18 protein-coding genes are annotated in these 21124 nt (G+C 69.8%); 15 read left to right on the top strand and 3 right to left on the bottom strand.

What is annotated here, in order from left to right; all coding sequences use genetic code 11:
- The first annotated feature begins 85 nt into the window (after nt 1-85).
- The 8 genes from GPA22_RS05440 (at nt 86) to GPA22_RS05405 (ending at nt 12653) form a co-directional block, all read left to right on the top strand.
- Nucleotides 86-2575 carry an acyl-CoA dehydrogenase gene (locus GPA22_RS05440; RefSeq protein ID WP_169255112.1) on the top strand — a complete coding sequence of 830 codons (2490 nt, stop codon included), beginning with the start codon at nt 86-88 and terminating at the stop codon, nt 2573-2575.
- A complete protein-coding gene (locus tag GPA22_RS05435) occupies nt 2572-3858 on the top strand; it encodes an acetyl-CoA C-acetyltransferase (RefSeq protein WP_169255076.1) in 1287 nt (428 codons plus the stop codon). The genes GPA22_RS05440 and GPA22_RS05435 overlap by 4 nt, the downstream gene beginning before the upstream one ends.
- A complete protein-coding gene (locus tag GPA22_RS05430; RefSeq protein ID WP_169255075.1) occupies nt 3858-5861 on the top strand; it encodes a 3-hydroxyacyl-CoA dehydrogenase NAD-binding domain-containing protein in 2004 nt (667 codons plus the stop codon). The genes GPA22_RS05435 and GPA22_RS05430 overlap by 1 nt, the downstream gene beginning before the upstream one ends.
- Before the next feature lie 16 nt (nt 5862-5877).
- Nucleotides 5878-6285, top strand: a complete 408-nt coding sequence (locus GPA22_RS05425; RefSeq protein ID WP_169255074.1) for an acyl-CoA thioesterase — start codon at nt 5878-5880, stop codon at nt 6283-6285.
- Between the two features lie 131 nt (nt 6286-6416).
- On the top strand, nt 6417-7724 hold the full coding sequence (locus GPA22_RS05420) for an OmpP1/FadL family transporter (protein WP_169255073.1): 1308 nt from the start codon (nt 6417-6419) through the stop codon (nt 7722-7724).
- A 150-nt stretch (nt 7725-7874) separates the two neighbouring features.
- Nucleotides 7875-10256 (top strand): 3-hydroxyacyl-CoA dehydrogenase/enoyl-CoA hydratase family protein, encoded by a 2382-nt coding sequence (locus GPA22_RS05415; protein WP_169255072.1) that lies wholly within the window; start codon nt 7875-7877, stop codon nt 10254-10256.
- Between the two features lie 27 nt (nt 10257-10283).
- Nucleotides 10284-11483: an acetyl-CoA C-acyltransferase gene (locus GPA22_RS05410; RefSeq protein WP_169255071.1), complete on the top strand. Its 1200-nt coding sequence runs from the start codon at nt 10284-10286 to the stop codon at nt 11481-11483.
- A 369-nt stretch (nt 11484-11852) separates the two neighbouring features.
- A complete protein-coding gene (locus tag GPA22_RS05405) occupies nt 11853-12653 on the top strand; it encodes an enoyl-CoA hydratase/isomerase family protein (RefSeq protein ID WP_169255070.1) in 801 nt (266 codons plus the stop codon).
- A 15-nt stretch (nt 12654-12668) separates the two neighbouring features.
- Here the strand turns inward: GPA22_RS05405 and GPA22_RS05400 are convergent, their stop codons facing one another.
- From GPA22_RS05400 to GPA22_RS05390, 3 genes are all read right to left on the bottom strand, one after another.
- Nucleotides 12669-13304, bottom strand: coding sequence for a malonic semialdehyde reductase (locus tag GPA22_RS05400; protein ID WP_169255069.1), 636 nt, complete (start codon nt 13302-13304; stop codon nt 12669-12671).
- A 31-nt stretch (nt 13305-13335) separates the two neighbouring features.
- Entirely contained in the window at nt 13336-14229 is an 894-nt protein-coding gene (locus GPA22_RS05395; protein WP_169255068.1) for a pirin family protein, read from the bottom strand.
- Nucleotides 14230-14349: 120 nt separating this feature from the next.
- The gene (locus GPA22_RS05390; RefSeq protein WP_169255067.1) at nt 14350-15123 is read right to left on the bottom strand and encodes a YdcF family protein; all 774 of its coding nucleotides are present in this window, start codon (nt 15121-15123) and stop codon (nt 14350-14352) included.
- 119 nt (nt 15124-15242) lie between these two features.
- On the opposite strand from GPA22_RS05390, the gene GPA22_RS05385 reads away from it, so the two are divergent.
- The 7 genes from GPA22_RS05385 to ubiA all read left to right on the top strand — a co-directional run bounded on the left by GPA22_RS05385 (nt 15243) and on the right by ubiA (nt 21048).
- A complete protein-coding gene (locus GPA22_RS05385) occupies nt 15243-15797 on the top strand; it encodes a DUF2802 domain-containing protein (RefSeq protein ID WP_169255066.1) in 555 nt (184 codons plus the stop codon).
- Complete coding sequence (locus GPA22_RS22895) at nt 15794-16513, top strand: SPOR domain-containing protein (RefSeq protein WP_169255065.1); 720 nt, start codon at nt 15794-15796, stop codon at nt 16511-16513. Before GPA22_RS05385 ends, GPA22_RS22895 begins: the two co-directional genes overlap by 4 nt.
- A 91-nt stretch (nt 16514-16604) precedes the next feature.
- Nucleotides 16605-17048 (top strand): flagellar assembly protein FliW, encoded by a 444-nt coding sequence (gene fliW / locus GPA22_RS05375; protein WP_169255064.1) that lies wholly within the window; start codon nt 16605-16607, stop codon nt 17046-17048.
- An 81-nt stretch (nt 17049-17129) separates the two neighbouring features.
- Nucleotides 17130-17510, top strand: a complete 381-nt coding sequence (locus GPA22_RS05370; RefSeq protein WP_121430331.1) for a RidA family protein — start codon at nt 17130-17132, stop codon at nt 17508-17510.
- Complete coding sequence (recG, locus tag GPA22_RS05365; RefSeq protein ID WP_169255063.1) at nt 17503-19551, top strand: ATP-dependent DNA helicase RecG; 2049 nt, start codon at nt 17503-17505, stop codon at nt 19549-19551. The genes GPA22_RS05370 and recG overlap by 8 nt, the downstream gene beginning before the upstream one ends.
- Nucleotides 19552-19606: 55 nt before the next feature.
- Nucleotides 19607-20164 carry a chorismate--pyruvate lyase family protein gene (locus GPA22_RS05360; RefSeq protein ID WP_169255062.1) on the top strand — a complete coding sequence of 186 codons (558 nt, stop codon included), beginning with the start codon at nt 19607-19609 and terminating at the stop codon, nt 20162-20164.
- Nucleotides 20161-21048, top strand: a complete 888-nt coding sequence (gene ubiA, locus GPA22_RS05355; protein WP_425483947.1) for a 4-hydroxybenzoate octaprenyltransferase — start codon at nt 20161-20163, stop codon at nt 21046-21048. The genes GPA22_RS05360 and ubiA overlap by 4 nt, the downstream gene beginning before the upstream one ends.
- The last annotated feature ends 76 nt before the right edge of the window (nt 21049-21124 follow it).

Genomic DNA, 21124 nt, shown 5'->3' with positions numbered 1-21124 from the left:
GGACGAGCGCGCCGCAGAGCGCGGCGACGCCAGCGGAGGCGGCCGGGCCTGGATGAAGATCGGCAAGACGATCGAGGAGACGACAATGATCTGGTGGTTCATCGCTTTGCTCCCTCCCTTGGCAATCGCACTCGCCTACGGGCGAGCGCCTCTTTTTGCCTGGGCGGGCGCCGGCTTCGCGTGGCTGGCGGCGGCCGGCTGGGCGGGCGGCTGGGGGCTGATGGCGGTCGCGGCCGTGCTGGCGGTGTATGCGGGCGTGATGGCGATCTTCCTGCTGCAGCCGGTGCGCCGTGGGCTCGTCACGGCGCCCATCTTCCGCGCCTTCCGCGCGGCGCTGCCGTCGATGTCGCAGACCGAGCGCGACGCGCTGGAAGCCGGCACCGTGTGGTGGGAAGGCGAGCTCTTTCGCGGCGCGCCGGCGTGGTCGAAGCTGCTCGCCTATCCGTGGCCGAAACTCACGGCCGAGGAGCGCGCCTTCCTCGACAACGAGACGAGCGAGCTGTGCCGTCTGACGAACGACTGGCAGGACAACCTGCGCCAGGACCTGTCGCCCGAGGTGTGGCAGTACATCAAGGACAAGGGCTTCCTCGGCATGATCATCCCGAAGGAGTATGGCGGGAAGGGCTTCTCCGCCTACGCGCACTCGCAGGTCGTGACCAAGCTGTCGACGCGCGCCTCCGCCCCGGCGATCACGGTGATGGTGCCGAATTCGCTCGGGCCGGCGGAACTGCTGCTGCACTACGGCACGCCGGAGCAGAAGTCGCACTACCTGCCGCGCCTCGCGAAGGGGCAGGAGATCCCGGCCTTCGCGCTGACCAGTCCGTGGGCAGGATCGGACGCGGCGTCGATCCCCGACGCGGGCGTGGTGTGCAAGGGGCAGTGGCAGGGGCGCGAGGTGCTGGGCATGCGCGTGTCCTTCGACAAGCGCTACATCACGCTCGCGCCGGTGTGCACGGTGTTCGGGCTGGCGTTCCGCCTGTACGACCCGGACGGCCTGCTCGGCACCGAGCCGGACCTGGGTATCACCTGCGCGCTGGTGCCGGCCGCGCATCCTGGCGTCGACACCGGCCGCCGCCACTCCCCGCTCAGCGGCATCTGGATGAACGGACCGGTGCGCGGAACGGATGTCTTCATGCCGCTCGATTTCATCATCGGCGGGCCGAAGATGGCCGGGCAGGGCTGGCGCATGCTGATGGAGAGCCTCGCGGCGGGCCGCTCGATCTCGCTGCCGGGCTCCAACACCGGCATGCAGAAGATGACCGCGCGCGCGGTCGGCGCCTATGCCCGCGTGCGTTACCAGTTCAAGACCGCGATCGGCCGTTTCGAGGGCGTCGAGGAGGCGCTCACGCGCATCGGCGCGAACACCTATCTCAGTGACGCGGCGCGCGTGATGACGGCCGGCGCGATCGACCTCGGCGAGAAACCGTCGGTCGTGTCGGCAATCGTCAAGTACCACGTCACCGAGCGCGCGCGCCAGACCGTCAATGACGGCATGGACGTGATCGGCGGCAAGGGCATCTGCCTCGGCCCGCAGAACATGCTCGGGCGCGCCTACCAGCAGATCCCGGTGGGCATCACGGTCGAGGGCGCGAACATCCTCACGCGCAGCCTGATCCTGTTCGGACAGGGCGCGATCCGCTGCCATCCCTACGTGCTCGACGAGATGCACGCGGCGCAGGCCAACGTGCTCGGTGCCTTCGACAAGGCGTTCTGGGGCCACATCGGCTACACGGTGTCGAACGCCGCGCGTGCGCTGGTGATGGGCATCACCGGCTCGCATTTCGTCGGCGTGCCCGCGAACGTCGCGCCGGAAACGCGGCGCTACTACCAGCAGCTCACGCGCTTCTCGGCCGCCTTCGCCTTCCTCGCGGACATCTCGATGGGCACGATGGGCGGGGCCTTGAAGCGCAAGGAAAAGCTCTCCGCCCGCCTCGGCGACATCCTGTCGCTGATGTATCTCGCCTCGGCGGTGCTGCGCCGCTACGAGGCCGAAGGGCGGCAGGCCGCGGATGCGCCGCTGATGCACTGGGCGATCTGGGACTGCATGTTCAAGGCGCAGAACGCGTTCGAGGGCGTGATCGCGAACTTCCCGAACAAGCTCTTCGCGACGCTCCTGCGCCGCATCGTCGTGTTCCCGCTCGGCCGGCCCTATGTCGTGCCGTCCGACCAGCTCGGGCACGAGGTCGCGAAGCTGCTGATCGAACCGTCGGCGACGCGCGACCGGCTCACCTCGGACGTGTATCTGCCGACGGATCTCGAGGAACCGGCCGGTGCGCTCGAAGCCGCCCTGGCGGCGACGCTCGCGGCCGAGCCGGTCGAGGCCAAGGTGCGCCGTGCGCAGAAGGAAGGCCGTTTCGACCCGGGCCTGCTGGTCGGCGGCGGCGTCGATGCGGTCTGGCAGCGCGCGCTGGAGGCCGGCGTGATCACCGCGGACGAGTTCGCCGTGCTCCGGCGCCGCGGCGAACTGCGCGACAAGGTGATCCGCGTCGACGACTTCCCCTACGACTTCGGCCTGCGCGCTGCGCTCGCGCAGATCGAGCCGCAGGCGGCCGCAGCGGTCAAGGCAGTGGCATGACGAGAGACGTCTACATCATCGACGGCGCGCGCACGCCCTTCCTCAAGTCGCGCAACACGCCGGGGCCGTTCGCGGCCGCCGACCTCGCGACCGCCGCGGGTGCGGCGCTGCTCGTGCGCCAGCGCTTCGCGCCGGACGCGCTCGACGAGGTGATCCTCGGCTGCGCGAGCCCGTCGCCCGACGAAGTCAACATCGGCCGCGTCGTCGCGCTGCGCATGGGCTGCGGGCAGAAGGTGCCGGGCTGGACCGTGATGAGGAACTGCGCTTCCGGCATGCAGGCGCTGGATTCGGCGATCATGAACATCCGCGCGGGGCGCTCGGAGCTGGTGCTCGCGGGCGGCGTCGATGCGCTGTCGCGTGCGCCGTTGCTGCTCTCGGACGCAATGGTGCGCTGGCTGTCGGACTGGTATGCGACCAGGACCGTCGCCGACAAGGTCGCCGCGCTGCGCCGCTTCCGGCCGGGCTATCTCGCGCCGGTGATCGGCATCATGAAGGGCCTCACCGACCCCGTGGTCGGCCTGCTGATGGGCCAGACCGCGGAAAACCTCGCCCACCGCTTCGGCATCTCGCGCGCCGAGATGGACGCCTTCGCCGCGCGCAGCCACGCCCGCGTGCTGGCGGCGCGCGAGGCCGGGCATTTCGGCGCGGGGGAGCTCGTGCCGCTGATCGGTCGCAACGGCGCCGTGTATGCGGACGACGACGGCGTGCGCGCGGATTCGACGCCCGAGAACCTCGCGAAGCTGAAACCCTTCTTCGACCGCAAGTACGGCCGCGTGACCGCCGGCAACAGCTCGCAGATAACCGACGGCGCCGCGTGGCTGGTGCTGGCGTCGGCAGCCGCAGTCGCGCGTCATGGTCTCGTGCCGCTCGGGCGCATCGCCGACAGCCAGTGGGCGGGCCTCGATCCGGCGCAGATGGGCCTCGGCCCCGTGCATGCGGTCACTCCCATCCTGCAGCGCCACAGCCTGGGGCTGGCCGACATCGACGCGTGGGAGATCAACGAGGCCTTCGCCGCGCAGGTGATCGCCTGCCTGCGCGCGTGGGACGACGCCGACTACTGTCGCGACGAACTGGGGCTGCCGGATGCCTTCGGGCGCCTCGACGAAGCGAAGCTCAACATCGATGGCGGCGCGATCGCGCAGGGGCACCCGGTCGGCGCGAGCGGTGCGCGCATCGTGCTGCATCTGCTGAATGTGTTGCGCCGCCAAGGGCTGAAACGCGGCGTCGCCAGCATCTGCATCGGCGGCGGGCAGGGCGGCGCGATGCTGGTGGAGGCGCTGTGATGAGCGATTTCAAGCACCTCGTCCTCGCCCGCAAGGGCGATGAAGATGGCCTCGTGTGGCTGTATCTCGACCGCGCCGGGGCGAGCACGAACACCTTGTCGCGCGAACTGCTCGACGAGTTGGCCGCCGCTTTCGCGCAACTCGAAGCCGATCCGCCCAAGGGCCTCGTCATCGCATCGGCCAAGCCGGCCGGTTTTGTCGCCGGCGCCGACATCGAGGAATTCACGCACATCGACTCGGCGCAGGGCGCGCGCGACTTGGTGCAGCGCGGCTGGGAGCTCTTCAACTGGCTCGCGCGCCTGAAGTTCCCGACGCTCGCGCTGGTCCGCGGCCACTGCCTCGGCGGTGGGCTGGAGCTCGCGCTCGCGTGCCGCTACCGCGTCGTCGTCGACGAGCCCGCGACGAAGCTGGCGCTGCCCGAAGTGATGCTCGGCATCGTGCCCGGCTGGGGCGGCATGAAGCGCCTGCCCGAAGTCGTCGGCCCGGCGGCGGCCCTCGACCTGATGCTCACCGGCAAGAGCGTCGACGCGCGCCGCGCGAAGACGCTGGGCCTCGCGGACGAATGCGTGCCGCCGCGCGTGATGGAGAACGCCGCGCGCCTGCTGGTGCTGTCGGGCCAGCCCGCACGCACGCTGCCGCTCGTGCAGAAGCTCCTCAACGGCCCGCTGAAGGCCGTCGTCGCGAACAAGGCGCGCGCGCAGGTCGCCGCGAAGGCGCCGCGCGAACATTACCCGGCGCCGTACGCGATCCTCGACATCTGGCAGAAACATGGCGGCAACGCGCTCGCGGTGCCCGCGGACGACCCGGCCTCGCTGGAGGCGATCTTCCGCTCGCCGACCGCGAGGAACCTCATCCGCGTGTTCTTCCTGCAGGAGCGCCTGAAGGGTTTCGGCAAGCAAGATGGCAAAGGCGGCGACTTCTTGCCGCGCCACGTGCATGTCGTCGGCGCGGGCGTGATGGGCGGCGACATCGCCGCGCTGTGCGCCTTCGCCGGCATGACGGTGACGCTGCAGGATCAGTCGGTCGAGCGCATCGCGCCGGCCATCGCGCGTGCGGCGAAGTTCTTCGAGCGCAAGTTCCGCGGCGACAAGCGCCAGGTGCGCTTTGCGCTCGACCGCCTGATTCCCGATCCGCAAGGGCATGGCGCCGCGCGTGCGGACCTCGTGATCGAGGCGATCTTCGAGAACCTCGGCGCGAAGCGCGCGCTGTTCGCCGACATCGAGCGGCGCGCCAAACCCGACGCGGTGCTTGCGACGAACACGTCGAGCCTGCGCATCGAGGACATCGCCAGCGCACTGACGGACCCGCGCCGGCTCGTCGGCATCCACTTCTTCAACCCGGTCGCGCTGATGCCGCTCGTGGAAGTGGTGCGCGGCGAACAATCGGACGACGAGGCGCTGCGCCGCGCCGCGGCCTTCGTGCGGCGCCTCGACAAGCTGCCGCTGCCGGTGAAGAGCGCGCCGGGCTTCCTCGTGAATGCGGTGCTCGGTCCCTACATGCTGGAGGCGCTGCGCTGCGTCGAGGAAGGCGTCGCGCCGGAGACGGTCGATGCGGCGCTCGTCGCGTTCGGCATGCCGATGGGGCCGGTCGAGCTCGTCGACACGGTCGGCCTCGACATCGCCGTCGCCGCCGGCAAGGCGCTCGCCGACGAGGGCGCGGAGCCGCCGCGCAGGTTGCTGGAGCTGGTCGCGGCCGGCCATCTGGGCAGGAAGAGCGGGCAGGGCTACTACCGCTGGGCGGACGGCAAGGTTCAGAAGGGCGCGGCCGGGGCCGTCCCGCCGGAGCTCGCCGGACGCATCGTCGCCCCGCTCGTCGCGGCGGCGCGGCGCTGCGTGGACGCCAGCGTGGTCGCGGATGCGGATCTCGCCGATGCCGGTGTGATATTCGGGACCGGCTTCGCCCCCTTCACCGGCGGGCCGCTGTATCATGCCCCGGAAGTGGGGGGAACGTCGTCCGGCGAGGTTCCGGCCGGGCGGCCTGGCGCTGTTGTCCACGCAGGATGAGCATGAGGAAACTCCGATGAGCGAAGCCGTAGCCGAGCCGGTGCGTCTGCCCGGGCACAAGCAGCCGGCCCTGCGCGTGATGCCGATGCCGGCCGATCTCAATCCCGCCGGCGAGGTGTTCGGCGGCTGGATCATGTCGATGGTCGACATCGCCGGCGCAATCCCCGCCCACCGTCGCGCGCGCAGCCGGGTCGCGACGGTTGCGGTGAATTCCTTCGCCTTCAGGCAGCCCGTATCGGTCGGTGACCTGGTGAGTTTCTATGCCGAGGTCGTCGGCGTCGGCCGCACCTCGATCACCGTGGATGTCGAGGTGTATGCCGAGCGCGACGTCGTGAACCCGGTGGTCGTGAAGGTCACCGAGGCGACGCTGACCTACGTCGCGCTCGACGAGCAGGGACACAAGCGGCCGGTTCCACCCGCCTGAGCGGCATTCGATCGATTTTCGCGCGACCCCGTCGGCGCCGGGGCCCGCGCAGATGGCCGGGAAGACCGCGCTGCGGGTCCGGAAATGGCAGCGCCGAAGTTGCACAGACAATATCCGAGGAGATGAGACATATGCAGAAAACGACGATTGCCCGCCTGCTTCCCGCCGCGCTGCTCGCGCTCGGCTCCGGCGCCGCGTCGGCGGGCGGCTTCCAGCTGCTCGAACAGAACGCTAGCGGCATCGGCAACGCCTATGCGGGCTCGGCTGCGGTCGCCGAGAACGCGAGCACGATCTTCTTCAATCCGGCCGGCATGACGCAGTTGCAGGCGCGCGAAGTGTCGGTGGGTGTCGCGGCGGTGCGGCCGAGTTTCGACTTCGAGAACAAGGGCTCCGTCGTCCTGAACGCGCCGCGCATTCCGACTTCCGGTGGCGGAGGTGACGCGGGCTCGTGGGCGGCGATTCCCAACGCCTACCTGTCATGGGCGCTGAACAAGGATCTGTATCTCGGCGTGGGGATCGGCGCCCCCTTCGGCCTCGTCACCGAGTATGACGACGACTGGGTCGGTCGCGCGCAGGCGGTCAAGTTCGATCTGAAGTCGATCAACATCAACCCGTCCGTTGCCTGGCGCGTGAACGACAAGGTGTCGATCGGCGCCGGCCTGAACTGGCAGCGCTTCGAGGCCGAATACAAGCGCGTCGCCACCGTGTTGCCGACTAGCATCTCGCGCGTGCCCGGCCTGAACGCGACAACCGCGACCCTGGAGGCCGATTCGGACGCGTGGGGCTGGAACGTCGGCGCGCTGTTCACCCTGTCGCCGTCGATGAAGGTCGGCATGTCGTACCGCTCGAAGATCGATCACACGCTGAAAGGCGACCTCAAGATCGCGGGGCCGGCGGCGGGACTTGCGCCGACCCTGCGTTCGGTCAAGGCCGAAGCGGATGTCGAACTGCCCGACACCTTCATCGTCAGCGTCGCGCAGAAGCTCGACAACCGCTGGGAAATGCTCGGCGACCTGTCGTGGACCGGCTGGAGCAGCGTCAAGCAGGTCGACATCGTGCGGACTTCCGGCGTGCTGAGCGGTTCGACCGCCCAGACCCTGCACACCGAGTTCAAGGACACGTGGCGCGTCGCGCTCGGGGCGAACTACCTGCTCAACGACGCGTGGAAGCTGAAGTTCGGCGTCGCCTACGACCAGTCACCGGTGAAGGACAAGGAGCGCCGCCTCGTGTCGCTGCCGGACAACAACCGCACCTGGCTGAGCGCCGGCGCGCAGTGGAAGCTCAGCAAGACCAACGCGCTCGACCTCGGCGTGGCCTATCTGATCGTGCCCAAGACCAGGATCGACAACGACCAGACCGCGGACGGCCGCGGCCGCGTGACCGGCGAATACGACTCCAGCGTGTGGCTCCTCGGCGCGCAGTATTCGATGGCGTTCTGAGCGCCTGACCGGCGGACGGCGGCGGCATGCGGTCGCCGCCCGTTTCGCGCGGCATCCGCCGCAATCATCCGCTAAAAAGAAGAAGGCAGCATTCGCCGTCGGCCGCGATCGCGCCGGCGGTATGTCATGGGCATTGACCGGAGATTTGGCATGAGCAATTTCATCATCCGCAAGGTCGCGGTGCTCGGCGCGGGCGTGATGGGGGCGCAGATCGCCGCCCACTGCGCGAACGCCGACGTGCCGGTGCTGCTGTTCGACCTGCCGGCGAAGGACGGCAAGCCGAACGCGATCGTCGACAAGGCGCTCGCCGGGCTGAAAAAGCTGGACCCGGCGCCGCTCGCGACGAAGGACCGCGCGGCCTTCATCGACGCCGCGAACTACGGCGCCGACCTCGAAAAACTGCGCGAGTGCGACCTCATCATCGAGGCAATCGCCGAGAAGATGGAGTGGAAGGTGGACCTTTACGCGAAGGTCGCGCCTTTCATCCGTCCCGATGCGATCTTCGCGTCGAACACTTCCGGCCTGTCGATCAACGCGCTCGCCGAAGGCATGCCGGCGGCCCTGCGCGGGCGCTTCTGCGGCATCCACTTCTTCAACCCGCCGCGTTACATGTCGCTCGTCGAACTGATCGCGACGCGCGACACCGACGCGGCGATGCTCGATGCGCTCGAGAGCTGGCTGACGACGCGGCTCGGGAAATCCATCGTGCGCGCGAAGGACACGCCCAACTTCGTCGCCAACCGTGTCGGCGTGTTCTCGATCCTCGCGGTGATGCACCACACGGCGCGCCTCGGGCTGGGCTTCGACGAGGTCGACGGCCTCACCGGGCCGCTGATCGGCCGGCCCAAGAGCGCGACCTACCGCACCGCCGACGTCGTCGGCCTCGACACGCTCGCCCACGTGATCGGCACGATGCAGGCGACGCTGCCCGACGACCCGTGGCATGCGCACTTCAAGTCGCCGGAGTGGCTGCAGGCGTTGATCGCGCAGGGCGCGCTGGGGCAGAAGACGCGCGCCGGCATCTATCGCAAGGAAGGCAAGCAGATCCAGGTGCTGGACCTGAAGACGCAGGGTTACCGCCCGAGCGCGGGCGACGTGATCCCCGCGGTCGAGACGATGCTGAAGACGAAGGACCCGGTCGAGCGCTTCGCGCTGCTGGCGGCGAGCGAGCTGCTGGAGGCGCAATTCCTGTGGGCCGTGTTCCGCGACGTGTTCCACTACTGCGCCGTGCATCTCGGGGACATCGCGGACAACGCGCGCGACATCGACCTCGCGATGCGCTGGGGCTTCGGCTGGTCGCAGGGGCCGTTCGAGACCTGGCAGGCGGCGGACTGGGGCGAGATCGCCAAGGCGATCCAGCTCGACATCGATCACGGCCGGGCGATGGCGAAAGTGCCGCTGCCGGCGTGGGTGTTCGAGCGCAAGGGCGTGCACGAGGCGGGCGGTTCGTATTCGGCGACGACGAAGGCGCTGAAGCCGCGCTCGACGCTGGCGGTGTACCGGCGCCAGCTCTACCCCGAGCAGGTGCTGGGCGAGGCGCCTGCCGAGCGCGGCGAGACCGTATGGGAGAACGAGGGCGTGCGCCTATGGACGCGCCCGGATCAGGACGCGCGCATCGGCATCCTGTCCTTCAGGTCGAAGCAGCATGCGATCGGCGACGAGGTGCTGGACGGCCTGCTCGAGGCGATGGCGCGTGCCGAACGCGATCTCGACGGCGTGGTGCTGTGGCATCCCGCGCCGTTCGCGGTCGGCGCGAACCTGCATCAGGTCGTCGCGGCCTGCAAGGCCGGGCACTTCGACGCGCTGGAGCGCACCGTCGCGAAGTTCCTGCGCGCGTCGATGACGCTCAAGCACGCGCAGGTGCCCGTGGTCGCGGCGATCCAGGGCATGGCGCTGGGCGGCGGCTGCGAGTTCGCGATGCATTCGGCGCACCGCGTGCTGGCGCTGGAGAGCTACGTCGGCCTCGTCGAGGCGGGCGTCGGCCTGATCCCGGCGGGCGGCGGCAGCAAGGAGTTCGCGCTGCAGGCTCACTACGCAGCGCAGAAGGCCGCGGGCGGCGACGTCTTCCCGTACATCCAGAACAGCTTCCAGACGATCGCGATGGCGACCGTCGCGAAGAGTGCGCTGGAGGCGGTGCAGCTCGGCTTCGCGAAGCCGACGGACGATGTCGTCTTCCACCCGCAGGAGCTGCTCTACGTCGGCATCCGCCGCGCGCGCGCGCTGGCGGAATCCGGCTACCGGCCGCCGCAGGTGCAGCGCGCTGTGACCGTCGCGGGCCGCAATGGCATCGCGACCTGCGAGCTGATGCTCGTGAACATGGCCGAAGGCGGCTTCATCTCGCCCTACGACTACAAGGTCGCGAAGGCCGCGGCGACCGCCTTGTGCGGTGGCGAGGTCGAGACCAATGCGCGCGTCTCCGAGCAGTGGATCCTCGACGTCGAGCGCGCGCTCTTCGTCGACCTGTTGAAGCAGGAGAAGACGCAGCAGCGCATCGCGCACACGCTCGAAACCGGCAAGCCCCTCAGGAACTAACCCTCGGAAACGGATGGGGAAAACGACATGAGCAGACAGATTCAGGAAGCCTACATCGTCGCCGCGACGCGCACGCCGGTCGCCAAGAGGAACGGCATGTTCCGCAGCGTGCGCCCGGACGACATGCTCGCGCACGTGCTGGCGGCGGTGGTCGCGAAGGTGCCGGGGCTCGACGCGAGGGAGATCGGCGACGTCATCGTCGGCTGCGCGATGCCGGAAGCCGAGCAGGGCATGAACGTCGCGCGCATCGGCCTGCTGCTGGCGGGCCTGCCGGACACCGTGCCGGGGATCACGATCAACCGCTTCTGCGCCTCCGGCCTGCAGGCGGTCGCGGACGCCGCGGCGCGCATCCGGCTCGGCGAGGCCGACGTGATGATCGCGGCGGGCACCGAGTCGATGAGCGCGATGCCGCAGATCATGGGCAACAAGGTGAGCCTCAACCCGGCCGTGTTCGCCAGGCACGAGAACATCGGCATCGCCTACGGCATGGGCCTCACCGCCGAGATGGTCGCGCAGCAGTGGAAGGTGGGACGCGAGGATCAGGACCTCTTCGCGCTGCACTCGAACCAGCGTGCCAGCGCCGCGATCGCGGCGGGCCTCTTCCGCGACGAGATCACGCCGTACCACGTGCGCACCCATGTGCCCGGCGAGGGCGGTGTGGTGCGCGTCATCGAGCACGTCGCCGACACCGACGAGGGGCCGCGCGCGGACGCCTCGCTGGAAGCGCTCGCGAAGCTCAAGCCGGTGTTCGCCGCGCGCGGCTCGGTCACCGCCGGCAACAGCTCGCAGATGTCGGACGGCGCCGGTGCGGTGCTGCTGATGAGCGAGGCGGCAGTCAAGCGTCACGGCGTGACGCCGATCGCGCGCTTCGTCAGCTACGCGGTCGCCGGCGTGCCGCCACAGGTGATGGGCATCGGCCCGGTCGAGGCCATCCCGCGCGCGCTCGCTGCGGGCGGTGTCGCGCAGGACGAGCTCGACTGGATCGAGCTCAACGAAGCCTTCGCCGCACAGGCGCTCGCGGTGATCGGGCAGCTCGGGCTCGACCCCGCGAAGGTCAACCCGCTCGGCGGCGCGATCGCGCTGGGCCATCCGCTCGGCGCCACCGGCGCGATCCGCACCGCGACGTTGATGAGCGCGATGCGCCGTGACGCGAACCTGCGCTACGGCATGATCTCGATGTGCATCGGCACCGGCATGGGGGCGGCGGGAGTGTTCGAGCGCGTGTAAAGATTCTGACCCGGGAATTTACGGCCCTCGAAAAACCCCGACGCGAGGCCGGAGCGGGGGCGGAGTGCGGGCCTGTCGGGTCGTGCCGAGGGCGGAGTGCCCGACGGGGAAACAAGGCGATGCCTGTTTGAGGCCGCGCAGCGGCCGAGTTTGCGTCGCCGCCCCGGCGGGCACGCCGACCGAGGGCAGCCGCAGGCCACGACCTTCAGGCCTGCACTCTGCCCCCGCTCCGGCCGGATCACAGCGAACGCAGATGTCACATCCCCGTCGCCACGCAGGCATACTAAAAAAGTAAAGCCAACATCGAAGGCCGCTGCGCCGTGTGCGTCCCACCGGCCCGGCGAATAATCAGAACCAGGGGGATATGGAATGGCCAACACCGTACTGCTCGACGTAGACAACCGCGTCGCCACGCTCACGCTGAACCGTCCGGCGCAGCTCAACGCGCTGTCGGTGGAGATGATGGAAGACCTGTTCGCCACGGTGCGCAAGCTGCGTGATCTGCAGGATGTCGATCTCGTCGTGATCACCGGCGCTGGCGACCATTTCATGGCCGGCGGCGACTTGAAGGACTTCGCGACGCAATTCCACCTGGGGCCGGAAGCCCGCAAGGTGGCCTTCCGCGCGATCGTCGAGAAGCACGTGAATCCGTCCGTGGAGATCCTGCAATCGCTGCGCCAGCCGGTGATCGCCAAGGTGCGCGGTGCCTGCGCCGGCTTCGGGCTGTCGCTGATGCTGGGCTGCGACCTTGCGATCTGCGCCGACAACGTGAAGTTCACGACCGCCTATTCCTCGATCGGCCTGCCCGCCGATGGCGGCATGTCCTACTTCCTGCCGCGCATCGTGGGACGCCGCAAGGCGGCCGAGCTGCTGCTGCTGGGCGAGCGCTTCGACGCGGCCGAGGCGCAGCGCCTCGGCCTGGTCAATCGCGTCGTGCCGGCCGCCGAACTCGATGACGAAACCACCGCCCTCGTCGCGCGCCTGCAAAACGGCCCGCGCTACGCCTACACCGAAATCAAGCGCCTGCTCGCCGGCTCGCTCGACGACAAGCTCGAATCGCAGCTGCAGAACGAGGCCGAAGCCTTCGCGCGCTGCAGCGCGACCGGCGATTTCGTCGAAGGCATCACGGCCTTCCTGGAGAAGCGCAAACCGGGATTCCGCGGCGCCTGACGAGCGCGGGCGTCCTCAGAGCAGCTTGCAGGCCTCGTCGAAGTCGAGCCGCGGGCTGCGCGGGTAGAGCTTCGTCGCGTCGCCGTAGCCGAGGTTGCAGATGAAGTTGGTCTTCACGTGGCTGTCCGGGAAGTACTCCTGGTTGAATTCGCTGCCGTCCTTCGGCGCGGCGGGGAAGAACTCGTGGTCGACCTTCGCCTGGTCGAAGCCGGACATCGGACCGCAATCCAGGCCGACCGCACGCGCGGCCATGATGAAGTAGGCGCCCTGCAGCGAGCTGTTGCGCCGCGCCGTGACTTCGGCGAGCTCGGGCGTATCGACGAACCACGCGCGGGCGTCGGTATGCGGGAAGAGCTTCGGCAGCATGTCGTAGAAGCGCCCGTCGTAGCCGATGATCGCGGTGACCGGCGCGCTGCGCGTCTTCTCGAGGTTGCCCGGCGCCATCGCGGGCAGCAGCCTCGCCTTCGCTTCGGGGGTGCGCAGGAAGACGATGCGCGCGGGGCAGCAATTGACGCTGGTCGGGCCCCATTTCAGCAGGTCGTACAGTTCGCGCAGCGTCGCGTCGCTGACGGGCTTGTCGAGCCAGGCGTTGTGGGTGCGGGCATTGCGGAACAGCAGGTCGCGGCCTTCTTCGTTCAGGATCGAGCTCATCGTGGTTTCCTCGTGAGTGGGGCTGTGATTGTCAGGGCAGCGGGATGCGTTCGGTTTCGCCCGGCACCGGCGTGAAGCGTTCGGCGCGCCAGTCCTCCTTGGCCTCTTCGATGCGTTCGCGCGTGCTGGCGACGAAATTCCACCAGACGAAGCGCGGGCCGTCGAGCGGCTCGCCGCCGAGCAGCATCAGGCGCGTCGGCCCCAGCGCAGAAAGCGTCACGTCGGCGCCGCGGGCGAACACCAGCAGCTGGCCGGGCGGGTAGGCCTGCCCGTCGATGCGCACCGCGCCCTCGACGACGTAGGCTGCCCGTTCCTCATGTTCAGGCGGGACGTGCAGGCGCTGCTGCGCCACCAGCGTGACGTCGGCGTAGAACAGCGGCGAGCGGGTTTCGGCCGGCGAGCGCACGCCGAAGATCTCGCCGGCGATCACGCGGATGCGCATGCCCGGTTCGGCGATGACGGGTAGCTCGGCCGCGCCGTGGTGCGCGAACGCGGGGGCCATCCCCTCGTCGCGCTCCGGCAGTCCGACCCATGCCTGCAGGCCGAAGATGCGGGGACCGGCCGCGCGCAGTGCGGGCGGCGTGCGCTCGGAATGCACGATGCCGCTGCCCGCCGTCATCCAGTTGAGCTCGCCGGGGCGGATCGGCTGCACGCTGCCGAGGCTGTCGCGGTGCAGGATCTCGCCGTCGAACAGGTAGGTCACGGTCGCGAGCCCGATGTGCGGGTGCGGGCGCACGTCGAGACCGCTGCCGGCATCGAGCTGCACCGGCCCCATCTGGTCGAGGAACACGAAGGGGCCGACCATGCGCTGCTGTGCGGAGGGGAGCGCGCGCAGGACCTTGAAACCGCCGCCGAGGTCACTCGCGCGCGGAACGACAATCGTTTCGACTGTGGGCAGTGCTGCGGACATGCGGTCGGTCGTCATTGCATCCTCCGGTGAGGCCCGCCGCGCTTTTTTTGGCGCCTGAGTTTCTTTCTATAGGCAGGCGGGTATCGAAACGCAAACGTGAAAGATGTGATCCCGCTCCCGGCGGCCAGTTCCCGCTCACCGCGTCAGGCGGTAAGCCAGCAGCCCCAGCCATTCGTGCACCGCGTACCAGCCGGCGTAGGCGGAGGTCGGGCCGGGCAACTCGCCCAGCGCCTGGTCGCCCGCCCCCGTGCCGCCCAGCCAGGCGGTCGGCGCCGGGATGACCTGCAGTCCCGAGTCCTCGAACGCCGCCTGCGCCCGCGGCATGTGCGCCGCGTGGGTCACGAGCACGATGCGATGCACGCCTGCGGCACCCAGCAGCACGGCCGAGAACTGGGCATTCTGCTGCGTATCGAGCGAGGCCTTCTCGACCCAGCGCACCGGCACGCGGAAATCCTCTTCCAGCGAAGCCTGCATGAGCATCGCCTCCGGCACGTTGCCGGTCGGCGCACCGCCGCTGACGAGCACCGGCAGCCCGGTCGTGCGCGCCAGGCGGGCCGCGTAGCGCAAGCGCTCCAGCGCCAGGCGATTGACCGTCTCGCCGCCGTATTCCGGCGCGTTGCGCCGCTTGCCGGCCCCGAGCACGACGATGGCCTGTGCCTGGTGCAGTCCGGCCACGTCGACGACCGGCGCCGTCTCCAGGCCGGCCAGCAGCCAGCCGACGCTCATCGGTGTCGACAGCAGCAGCGTGGCCGCGACGCCCGCCCATGCCAGCGCGAAACCGACGCGGCGCCGCTGCGCCGCCAGGACAAGGCCGGCGGCGATCAGCAGCAGGGGAGCGACCGGCGGCTGCACGGCGATGGAGATCGCCTTTTTGAGCCAGAACAGGGCGAGGGTGGAGTCGAAGGCCATGTGCATTGTCGGGATAGTGGGGCGCCAGTATTATCCCCGACTATTCCGTCGCCGCGCCCGTCCGGGGCTGCTTTCCGTCATGCACGATCATCCTTGTCCTGTCCCGCGCGCGAGGCCGAATGGGACTGCGTGAAATCATCCTCGCCGCAATCGCACTGCTTGCGGTCTACATCGGCTACCAGCTCTACCGCGTCTCGCGCGTGCCGCGGGCTCCGGCATCCGCAGCGAGCGGGGAGCCGGGCGAGACGATTGCCGAGCCTGGGACCGCCGAGGGCAAGGTCGACGAAGACGAGGCCGGCGAGGCGGGCGAGCTGTACCGCTTCGACCTTCCGCCGCCCGCCGTGGCAAGCGCGAGCCCCGTGCCCGATGCCTTCCAGCACGAGCTCGAAGTCCGCCAGTTGCGGCGCGAACTCGAGCAGCAACGCACCGAGCTGGCGGACCTGCGCCGCGCGCTCGACGAGTTGCGCGAGCAGATCCGGGCGCCTGAGGAACAGGCCGATGCCAGTGTCGCGCCGCGCGGCGCTTCGCCCGAATACGACGAGGCGCTCGTGTTCGCACGCCGCGGGCTGGATGCGGAAACCATCGCCGAGCGTTGCGGCATCACCGTCGCCGAGGCCGAACTCGTCCAGTCGCTCGCTCGCAGCCAGGCCGGCGACGCCGGGACGGCAGCGTGAGCGCGTCGCTCGCAGCAGGCGACCGGGCGGCGCCCGGCGTCGATGCCCCGCGCAAGGCGAGGCTGCAGCGGGCCTTGCTCGCCGCCGTTGCCGCCCTCGTGCTGACCGCGTCGCTGGCGCTCGTCGACGAGGACGATGCCGTGCCCGAGCCGCCCGCCGCTCCGCCGGCTCCGGTTGCCCTCCCCGCCGTGACGGAGACGCGCACCGCCGAGCCACCGGTGGACGTCGCCGCAGCGCCGGCGGAATCCGCATCCGGCACAGCGGGGCAAGGATCACCTGTAGACACGGCGCCGGCCGCCCCGGTGGAGCCCGCGCCCGGCAGCGCCGAAGCCGCCGCGGCGCCTGCGCCCGCTCCGGCAGCCGCATCACCCGCCGTCGCACCGGCTCCGCCCGTCGAGGCGCAGGCCGGCCCGCCCGCAGCCGAGACGCAGCCGGCCCACAGAGCAGAAGCCCCACCGCCTACCGCCGCGCCCGCCCCGCATCTGCACACCGAACCGCCACCCGGGCCCGGCTACCTGATCCAGCTCGGCGTGTTCCTCGACACCGGCAACGCCGAGGGCATGCGTCGCGAACTCGAACGCAAGGGCTATCCTGCCCACCTGCAGGCGCGCGTGGTGCTCGGCCCCTATCCGGACCGGCAGTCGGCAATCGCCGCACAGGAAAAAGTTCGCCGCGAACGCAAGCTGGATGGCATGATCTTGCCTCCGCGCAAGTAGCCCTTGCGGTGGACGAATGGCTGAACCGCGGCCGGCCGGCCTCGCGCGCGACCCGCCGGGCGCGCAGGCCGATCAATCACAGGAGAGCTCCATGAAGATCGAAAGTCAGGTGTTCGGCAGCATCGATATCCCCGATGAGAAGGTGATCGAGTTCCCGGCCGGCCTGCCCGGCTTCGAAGCGTGCAAGAACTTCGCGCTGGTGCACGAACAGGACTCGACTTCGTCGCTGTTCCTGCTGCAGAGCCTGGACAACCCTGAAGCGGTGTTCTCGATCACCGCGCCGGACAGCCTGGGCGTCAGCTACGAGTTCAGCCTCAGCGACGCGGAAACCGCGCAACTCAAGCTCGCCAACCCCGCCGATGCCTTCGTCGCCGTGATCGTGCGCAAGGAGGAAGGTGCGGCCGGCAGTCCCGTGACCGCGGGCATGCGCGCGAACTTCATGGCGCCGCTGGTGATCAACGTTGCCGAGCGCCGCGGCCTGCAGAAGATCATCACCCGCCTGGGCTGCGACGTCACGCTGCGCGCGGAAGGCTGAACCCGCCCGTTCTGTCGGCGCCCCGTTTCATTCGGCCTGCGGCCCGGGCCTTTCCGTAATCAAAAGAAAAGGAGTTTCACAATGAGCCGAAGCATCATCTCGACCCCCAACGCTCCCGCCGCCATCGGCACCTACTCGCAGGCCGTTAAGGTCGGCGACACCGTCTACATCTCCGGCCAGATCGGCCTCGACCCCGCGACGATGCAGATGGTCGAAGGCTTCGAGGCGCAGACCGTGCGCGTGTTCGAGAACCTCAAGGCGGTTGCCGAAGCGGCCGGCGGCTCGCTCGCCGACGCCGTGCGCGTGACGATCTACCTCACCGATCTCGCGAACTTCGCGAAGGTGAATGAAGTGATGGCGCGTTACTTCGCCGAGCCCTTCCCGGCGCGCGCCGCCGTCGGCGTGAAGGAACTGCCCAAGGGCGGCGTGGTCGAGGCCGACGCCATCCTGGTGCTTGGCTAAGGACACGCCAGGCTGGGCCGGGATCGGCCCGCAACTCGCAGGCCGGCTGGCGAAGCTCGACATCCGCCGGCCGCAGGACCTCGTCCTGCACCTGCCGCTGCGCTACGAGGACGAAACCCGCCTGACGCCGATCGCCGCGGCGCGGGCCGGCGCGCCGGTTCAGGTCGAAGGCGACATCGTGTCCTGCGAAGTCGTGCTGCGCCCGCGCCGCCAGCTGGTCGCGCAGATCCGCGACGCGAGCGGCACACTCACCGCGCGCTGGCTCAATTTCTACCCGTCGCAGCAGAAACAGCTCGCGCCGGGCCGCCGCGTACGCGTGTTCGGCGAAGTGCGCGGCGGCTTCTTCGGCAACGAGATGGTGCACCCGCGCGTGCACCCGATCGAGGCTGGCGAGCCGCTGCCGCAGGCGCTCACGCCCGTCTACCCGACCACCGCGGGGCTCGCGCAGTCGGCGCTGCGCAAGCTCATCGGGCGCGAACTGCAGCGCCCGCCGCCGGCCGAACTGCTGCCCGCGCCCCTGCCCGGCGGTCTGCAACTGCCCCCTTTCGCCGACGCGCTGCGCACGCTGCATCAGCCGCCGCCCGACATCGATCCGTACGCGCTGGAAGACCGCGCGCATCCCGCGTGGCAGCGCATCAAGTTCGAGGAGCTGCTGGTCCAGCAGCTGTCGCTGCGCCGCGCCTACAACGCCCGCCGCACGCGCCGCGCACCCCTCCTGCGCGATGACGGCACGCTCACCGGCGCGCTGCGCGCGCAACTGCCGTTCGACCTCACCGGCGCGCAGGCGCGCGCGGTCGCGCAGATCGGCGGCGACCTCGCGGCGCCGCACCCGATGCAGCGCCTGCTGCAGGGCGACGTCGGCAGCGGCAAGACCATCGTCGCCGCGCTCGCGATGCTGCAGGCGGCCGAAAACGGCTTCCAGTCGGTGCTGATGGCGCCGACCGAGATCCTCGCCGAGCAGCACTGGAAGAAGCTCGCCGCGTGGCTGGAGCCGCTCGGTGTCGGCATTGCGTGGCTGTCGGGGAGTCGGCGGAAGAAGGAGCGCGAGGCCGAACTCGCGCGCCTCGCGAGCGGCGACGTGCTGCTCGCAGTCGGCACGCATGCGCTGATCGAGGATCCGGTGACGCTGCCGCGCCTGGGCCTCGCGATCGTCGACGAACAGCACCGCTTCGGCGTGCGCCAGCGCCTCGCATTGCGCGAGAAGGGCGCCGACGCGCTGCACCCGCACATGCTGATGATGTCGGCGACGCCGATCCCGCGCACGCTGGCGATGAGCTACTACGCCGACCTCGACGTCACCGTGCTCGACGAACTGCCGCCCGGGCGCTCGCCCATTCTCACCAAGCTCGTCGCCGAATCGCGCCGCGACCAGGTCGTCGCGCGCGTGCGCGATGCCTGCCTCGGCGGGGCGCAAGCCTACTGGGTATGCCCGCTGATCGAGGAATCCGAGGCGCTGCAGCTGAAGACCGCGGTCGAGACTTTCGAGTCGCTCGGCGCGGCGCTGCCGGAATTGAAGATCGGCCTCGTGCATGGGCGCATGAAGTCCGACGAGAAGTCCGCGACGATGGCGGCCTTCGCCGCCGGCGACATCCACCTGCTGGTCGCGACGACGGTGATCGAGGTCGGCGTCGACGTCCCCAACGCGAGCCTGATGGTGATCGAGCATGCCGAGCGCTTCGGCCTCGCCCAGCTGCACCAGCTGCGCGGGCGCGTCGGGCGCGGCACGAAGGAATCCGCCTGCATCCTCATCTACGCCCACCCGCTGTCGGAGACGGGCCGCGCGCGCCTGAAGGTGATCTACGAGCACAGCGACGGCTTCGCGATCGCGCGCGAGGACCTGCGCATCCGCGGTCCGGGCGAGTTCGTCGGTGCACGCCAGAGCGGGGTGCCGCTGCTGCGCTACGCCGATCTGGAGGGCGACGCCGATCTCCTGGAGCCGGCGCGCACGCTCGCCGAACGCCTGCTGCATGAGGCGCCGGGCGTCGCGACGCAGCTGATGGAGCGCTGGCTCGGCGGTCGCGAGGGCCTGCTGCGCGCGTGAGCGCCGCGCGACCCGGTTTGGGCAGTCGTTGCGCGACCGGTATCATGCGCGTTCCATGCGCACCCGTCCCCACAAAGAAACCTGGCTGAAGCGCCCGCCGCGCGCGACCGTCTTCCGCACGCTGCGCCCCTGGCTCACCGACCCGGACTCGCTCACCGCGCGCATCCGCGCCCGTTGCGGCACCTTCGCGGTGCGCGTGCTGCGCCAGCGCCTCGCCGTGCCGCACCGCGACGAAGCGACGCTGCTCGGCCTGCGCCGCGGCGAAGTCGCATGGTTGCGCGAAGTCCTGCTGATCGCCGACGGCGTGCCGGTCGTGTTCGCGCGCTCGCTGCTGCCGCGCGCGAACGTGCGCGGCGCGTGGAACCTGTTCCACGGCATGGGCGCGCGGCCGCTCGGCGCGGCGCTCTTCGCCGACCCGGCGATCAGCCGCCGCGCGCTCACCTGCGCCTGTCTCGACCGCCGCGACGCGCGCTATCATCTCGCGTCTGCCGCGGTCGCACCGATGGCGATGCCGCCCCGCGTGTGGGCGCGTCGTTCGCTGTTCCGCCTGCATGGCCGCGCGCTGCTCGTCAGCGAGGCCTTCCTGCCCACGATCCTGGACCTGCCCGAATGATGTCTGCGCCGCTCCCCCTGTCCGCCCGCCTGCCCATCTACCTGCGGCTGATGCGCCTCGACAAGCCGATCGGCATCCTGCTGCTCATGTGGCCGACGCTGTGGGCGCTGTGGCTCGCCGCCGACGGCTTCCCGCCGCTGCACCTGATCGCGATCTTCACGTTGGGCACGGTGCTGATGCGCTCGGCCGGCTGCGTCATCAACGATTACGCCGACCGCGACTTCGACGGCCACGTCGAGCGCACGAAGAACCGCCCGCTCGCCACGCGCGCCATCGGCACCCGCGAGGCACTGCTGCTCGCGACCGCCCTCTCGCTCGTCTCCTTCCTGCTGATCCTGCCACTACGGCCGATCGTCCTGTGGCTGTCGCTGCCGGCACTCTTCCTAGCCGCCAGCTATCCGTTCATGAAGCGCTTCTTCGCGATCCCGCAGGCCTACCTTGGCATCGCGTTCGGCTTCGGCATTCCGATGGGGTTCGCCGCGGTGCAGGGCGAGGTGCCCGCAATCGCCTGGTGGTTGCTCCTCGGCAACATCTTCTGGACTGTCGCCTACGACACCGAATATGCGATGGTGGACCGCCCCGACGACCTCAAGATCGGCATCAAGACCTCCGCGATCACCTTCGGCCGCTTCGACGTCGCCGCCGTGATGCTGTGCTATGCGATCGCGTTCACGCTGTTCGCCGCCGTCGGCTTCGCCGCAGGGCGGGGCGCGTTCTACTTCGCCGGCCTGTTGGGGGCCTGCGGCATCGCCGGCTACCACTACACGCTGATCCGCGGGCGCGAGCGCGCCCCCTGCTTCAAGGCCTTCCTGCACAACAACTGGGTCGGGGCGAGCATCTTCGCCGGTATCGTCGGTGATTACATTGTGTTTCCCGCCGTCTGAGCTAGGGTGAACCGACCGGGTCCGATGCGGTCGAAGTAACACGCGGGTCAACCGCGGCATATTCCCCTAGGAGACC

It is taken from the genome of Aromatoleum toluvorans, assembly GCF_012910905.1.
Lineage (GTDB): Bacteria > Pseudomonadota > Gammaproteobacteria > Burkholderiales > Rhodocyclaceae > Aromatoleum > Aromatoleum toluvorans.
The sequence above is the reverse complement of the archived record's forward strand: the minus strand, read 5'-3'. Positions and strand labels throughout refer to the sequence as shown.

Excerpts from the sequence above, each read along its gene's own strand:
- GPA22_RS05440 (WP_169255112.1), top strand. The coding sequence starts at position 86 with ATGATCTGGTGGTTCATCGCTTTGCTCCCTCCCTTGGCAATCGCACTC.
- GPA22_RS05435 (WP_169255076.1), top strand. The coding sequence starts at position 2,572 with ATGACGAGAGACGTCTACATCATCGACGGCGCGCGCACGCCCTTCCTC.
- GPA22_RS05430 (WP_169255075.1), top strand. The coding sequence starts at position 3,858 with ATGAGCGATTTCAAGCACCTCGTCCTCGCCCGCAAGGGCGATGAAGAT.
- GPA22_RS05425 (WP_169255074.1), top strand. The coding sequence starts at position 5,878 with ATGAGCGAAGCCGTAGCCGAGCCGGTGCGTCTGCCCGGGCACAAGCAG.
- GPA22_RS05420 (WP_169255073.1), top strand. The coding sequence starts at position 6,417 with ATGCAGAAAACGACGATTGCCCGCCTGCTTCCCGCCGCGCTGCTCGCG.
- GPA22_RS05415 (WP_169255072.1), top strand. The coding sequence starts at position 7,875 with ATGAGCAATTTCATCATCCGCAAGGTCGCGGTGCTCGGCGCGGGCGTG.
- GPA22_RS05410 (WP_169255071.1), top strand. The coding sequence starts at position 10,284 with ATGAGCAGACAGATTCAGGAAGCCTACATCGTCGCCGCGACGCGCACG.
- GPA22_RS05405 (WP_169255070.1), top strand. The coding sequence starts at position 11,853 with ATGGCCAACACCGTACTGCTCGACGTAGACAACCGCGTCGCCACGCTC.
- GPA22_RS05400 (WP_169255069.1), bottom strand. The coding sequence starts at position 13,304 with ATGAGCTCGATCCTGAACGAAGAAGGCCGCGACCTGCTGTTCCGCAAT.
- GPA22_RS05395 (WP_169255068.1), bottom strand. The coding sequence starts at position 14,229 with ATGACGACCGACCGCATGTCCGCAGCACTGCCCACAGTCGAAACGATT.
- GPA22_RS05390 (WP_169255067.1), bottom strand. The coding sequence starts at position 15,123 with ATGGCCTTCGACTCCACCCTCGCCCTGTTCTGGCTCAAAAAGGCGATC.
- GPA22_RS05385 (WP_169255066.1), top strand. The coding sequence starts at position 15,243 with ATGGGACTGCGTGAAATCATCCTCGCCGCAATCGCACTGCTTGCGGTC.
- fliW (WP_169255064.1), top strand. The coding sequence starts at position 16,605 with ATGAAGATCGAAAGTCAGGTGTTCGGCAGCATCGATATCCCCGATGAG.
- GPA22_RS05370 (WP_121430331.1), top strand. The coding sequence starts at position 17,130 with ATGAGCCGAAGCATCATCTCGACCCCCAACGCTCCCGCCGCCATCGGC.
- GPA22_RS05360 (WP_169255062.1), top strand. The coding sequence starts at position 19,607 with ATGCGCACCCGTCCCCACAAAGAAACCTGGCTGAAGCGCCCGCCGCGC.
- ubiA (WP_425483947.1), top strand. The coding sequence starts at position 20,161 with ATGATGTCTGCGCCGCTCCCCCTGTCCGCCCGCCTGCCCATCTACCTG.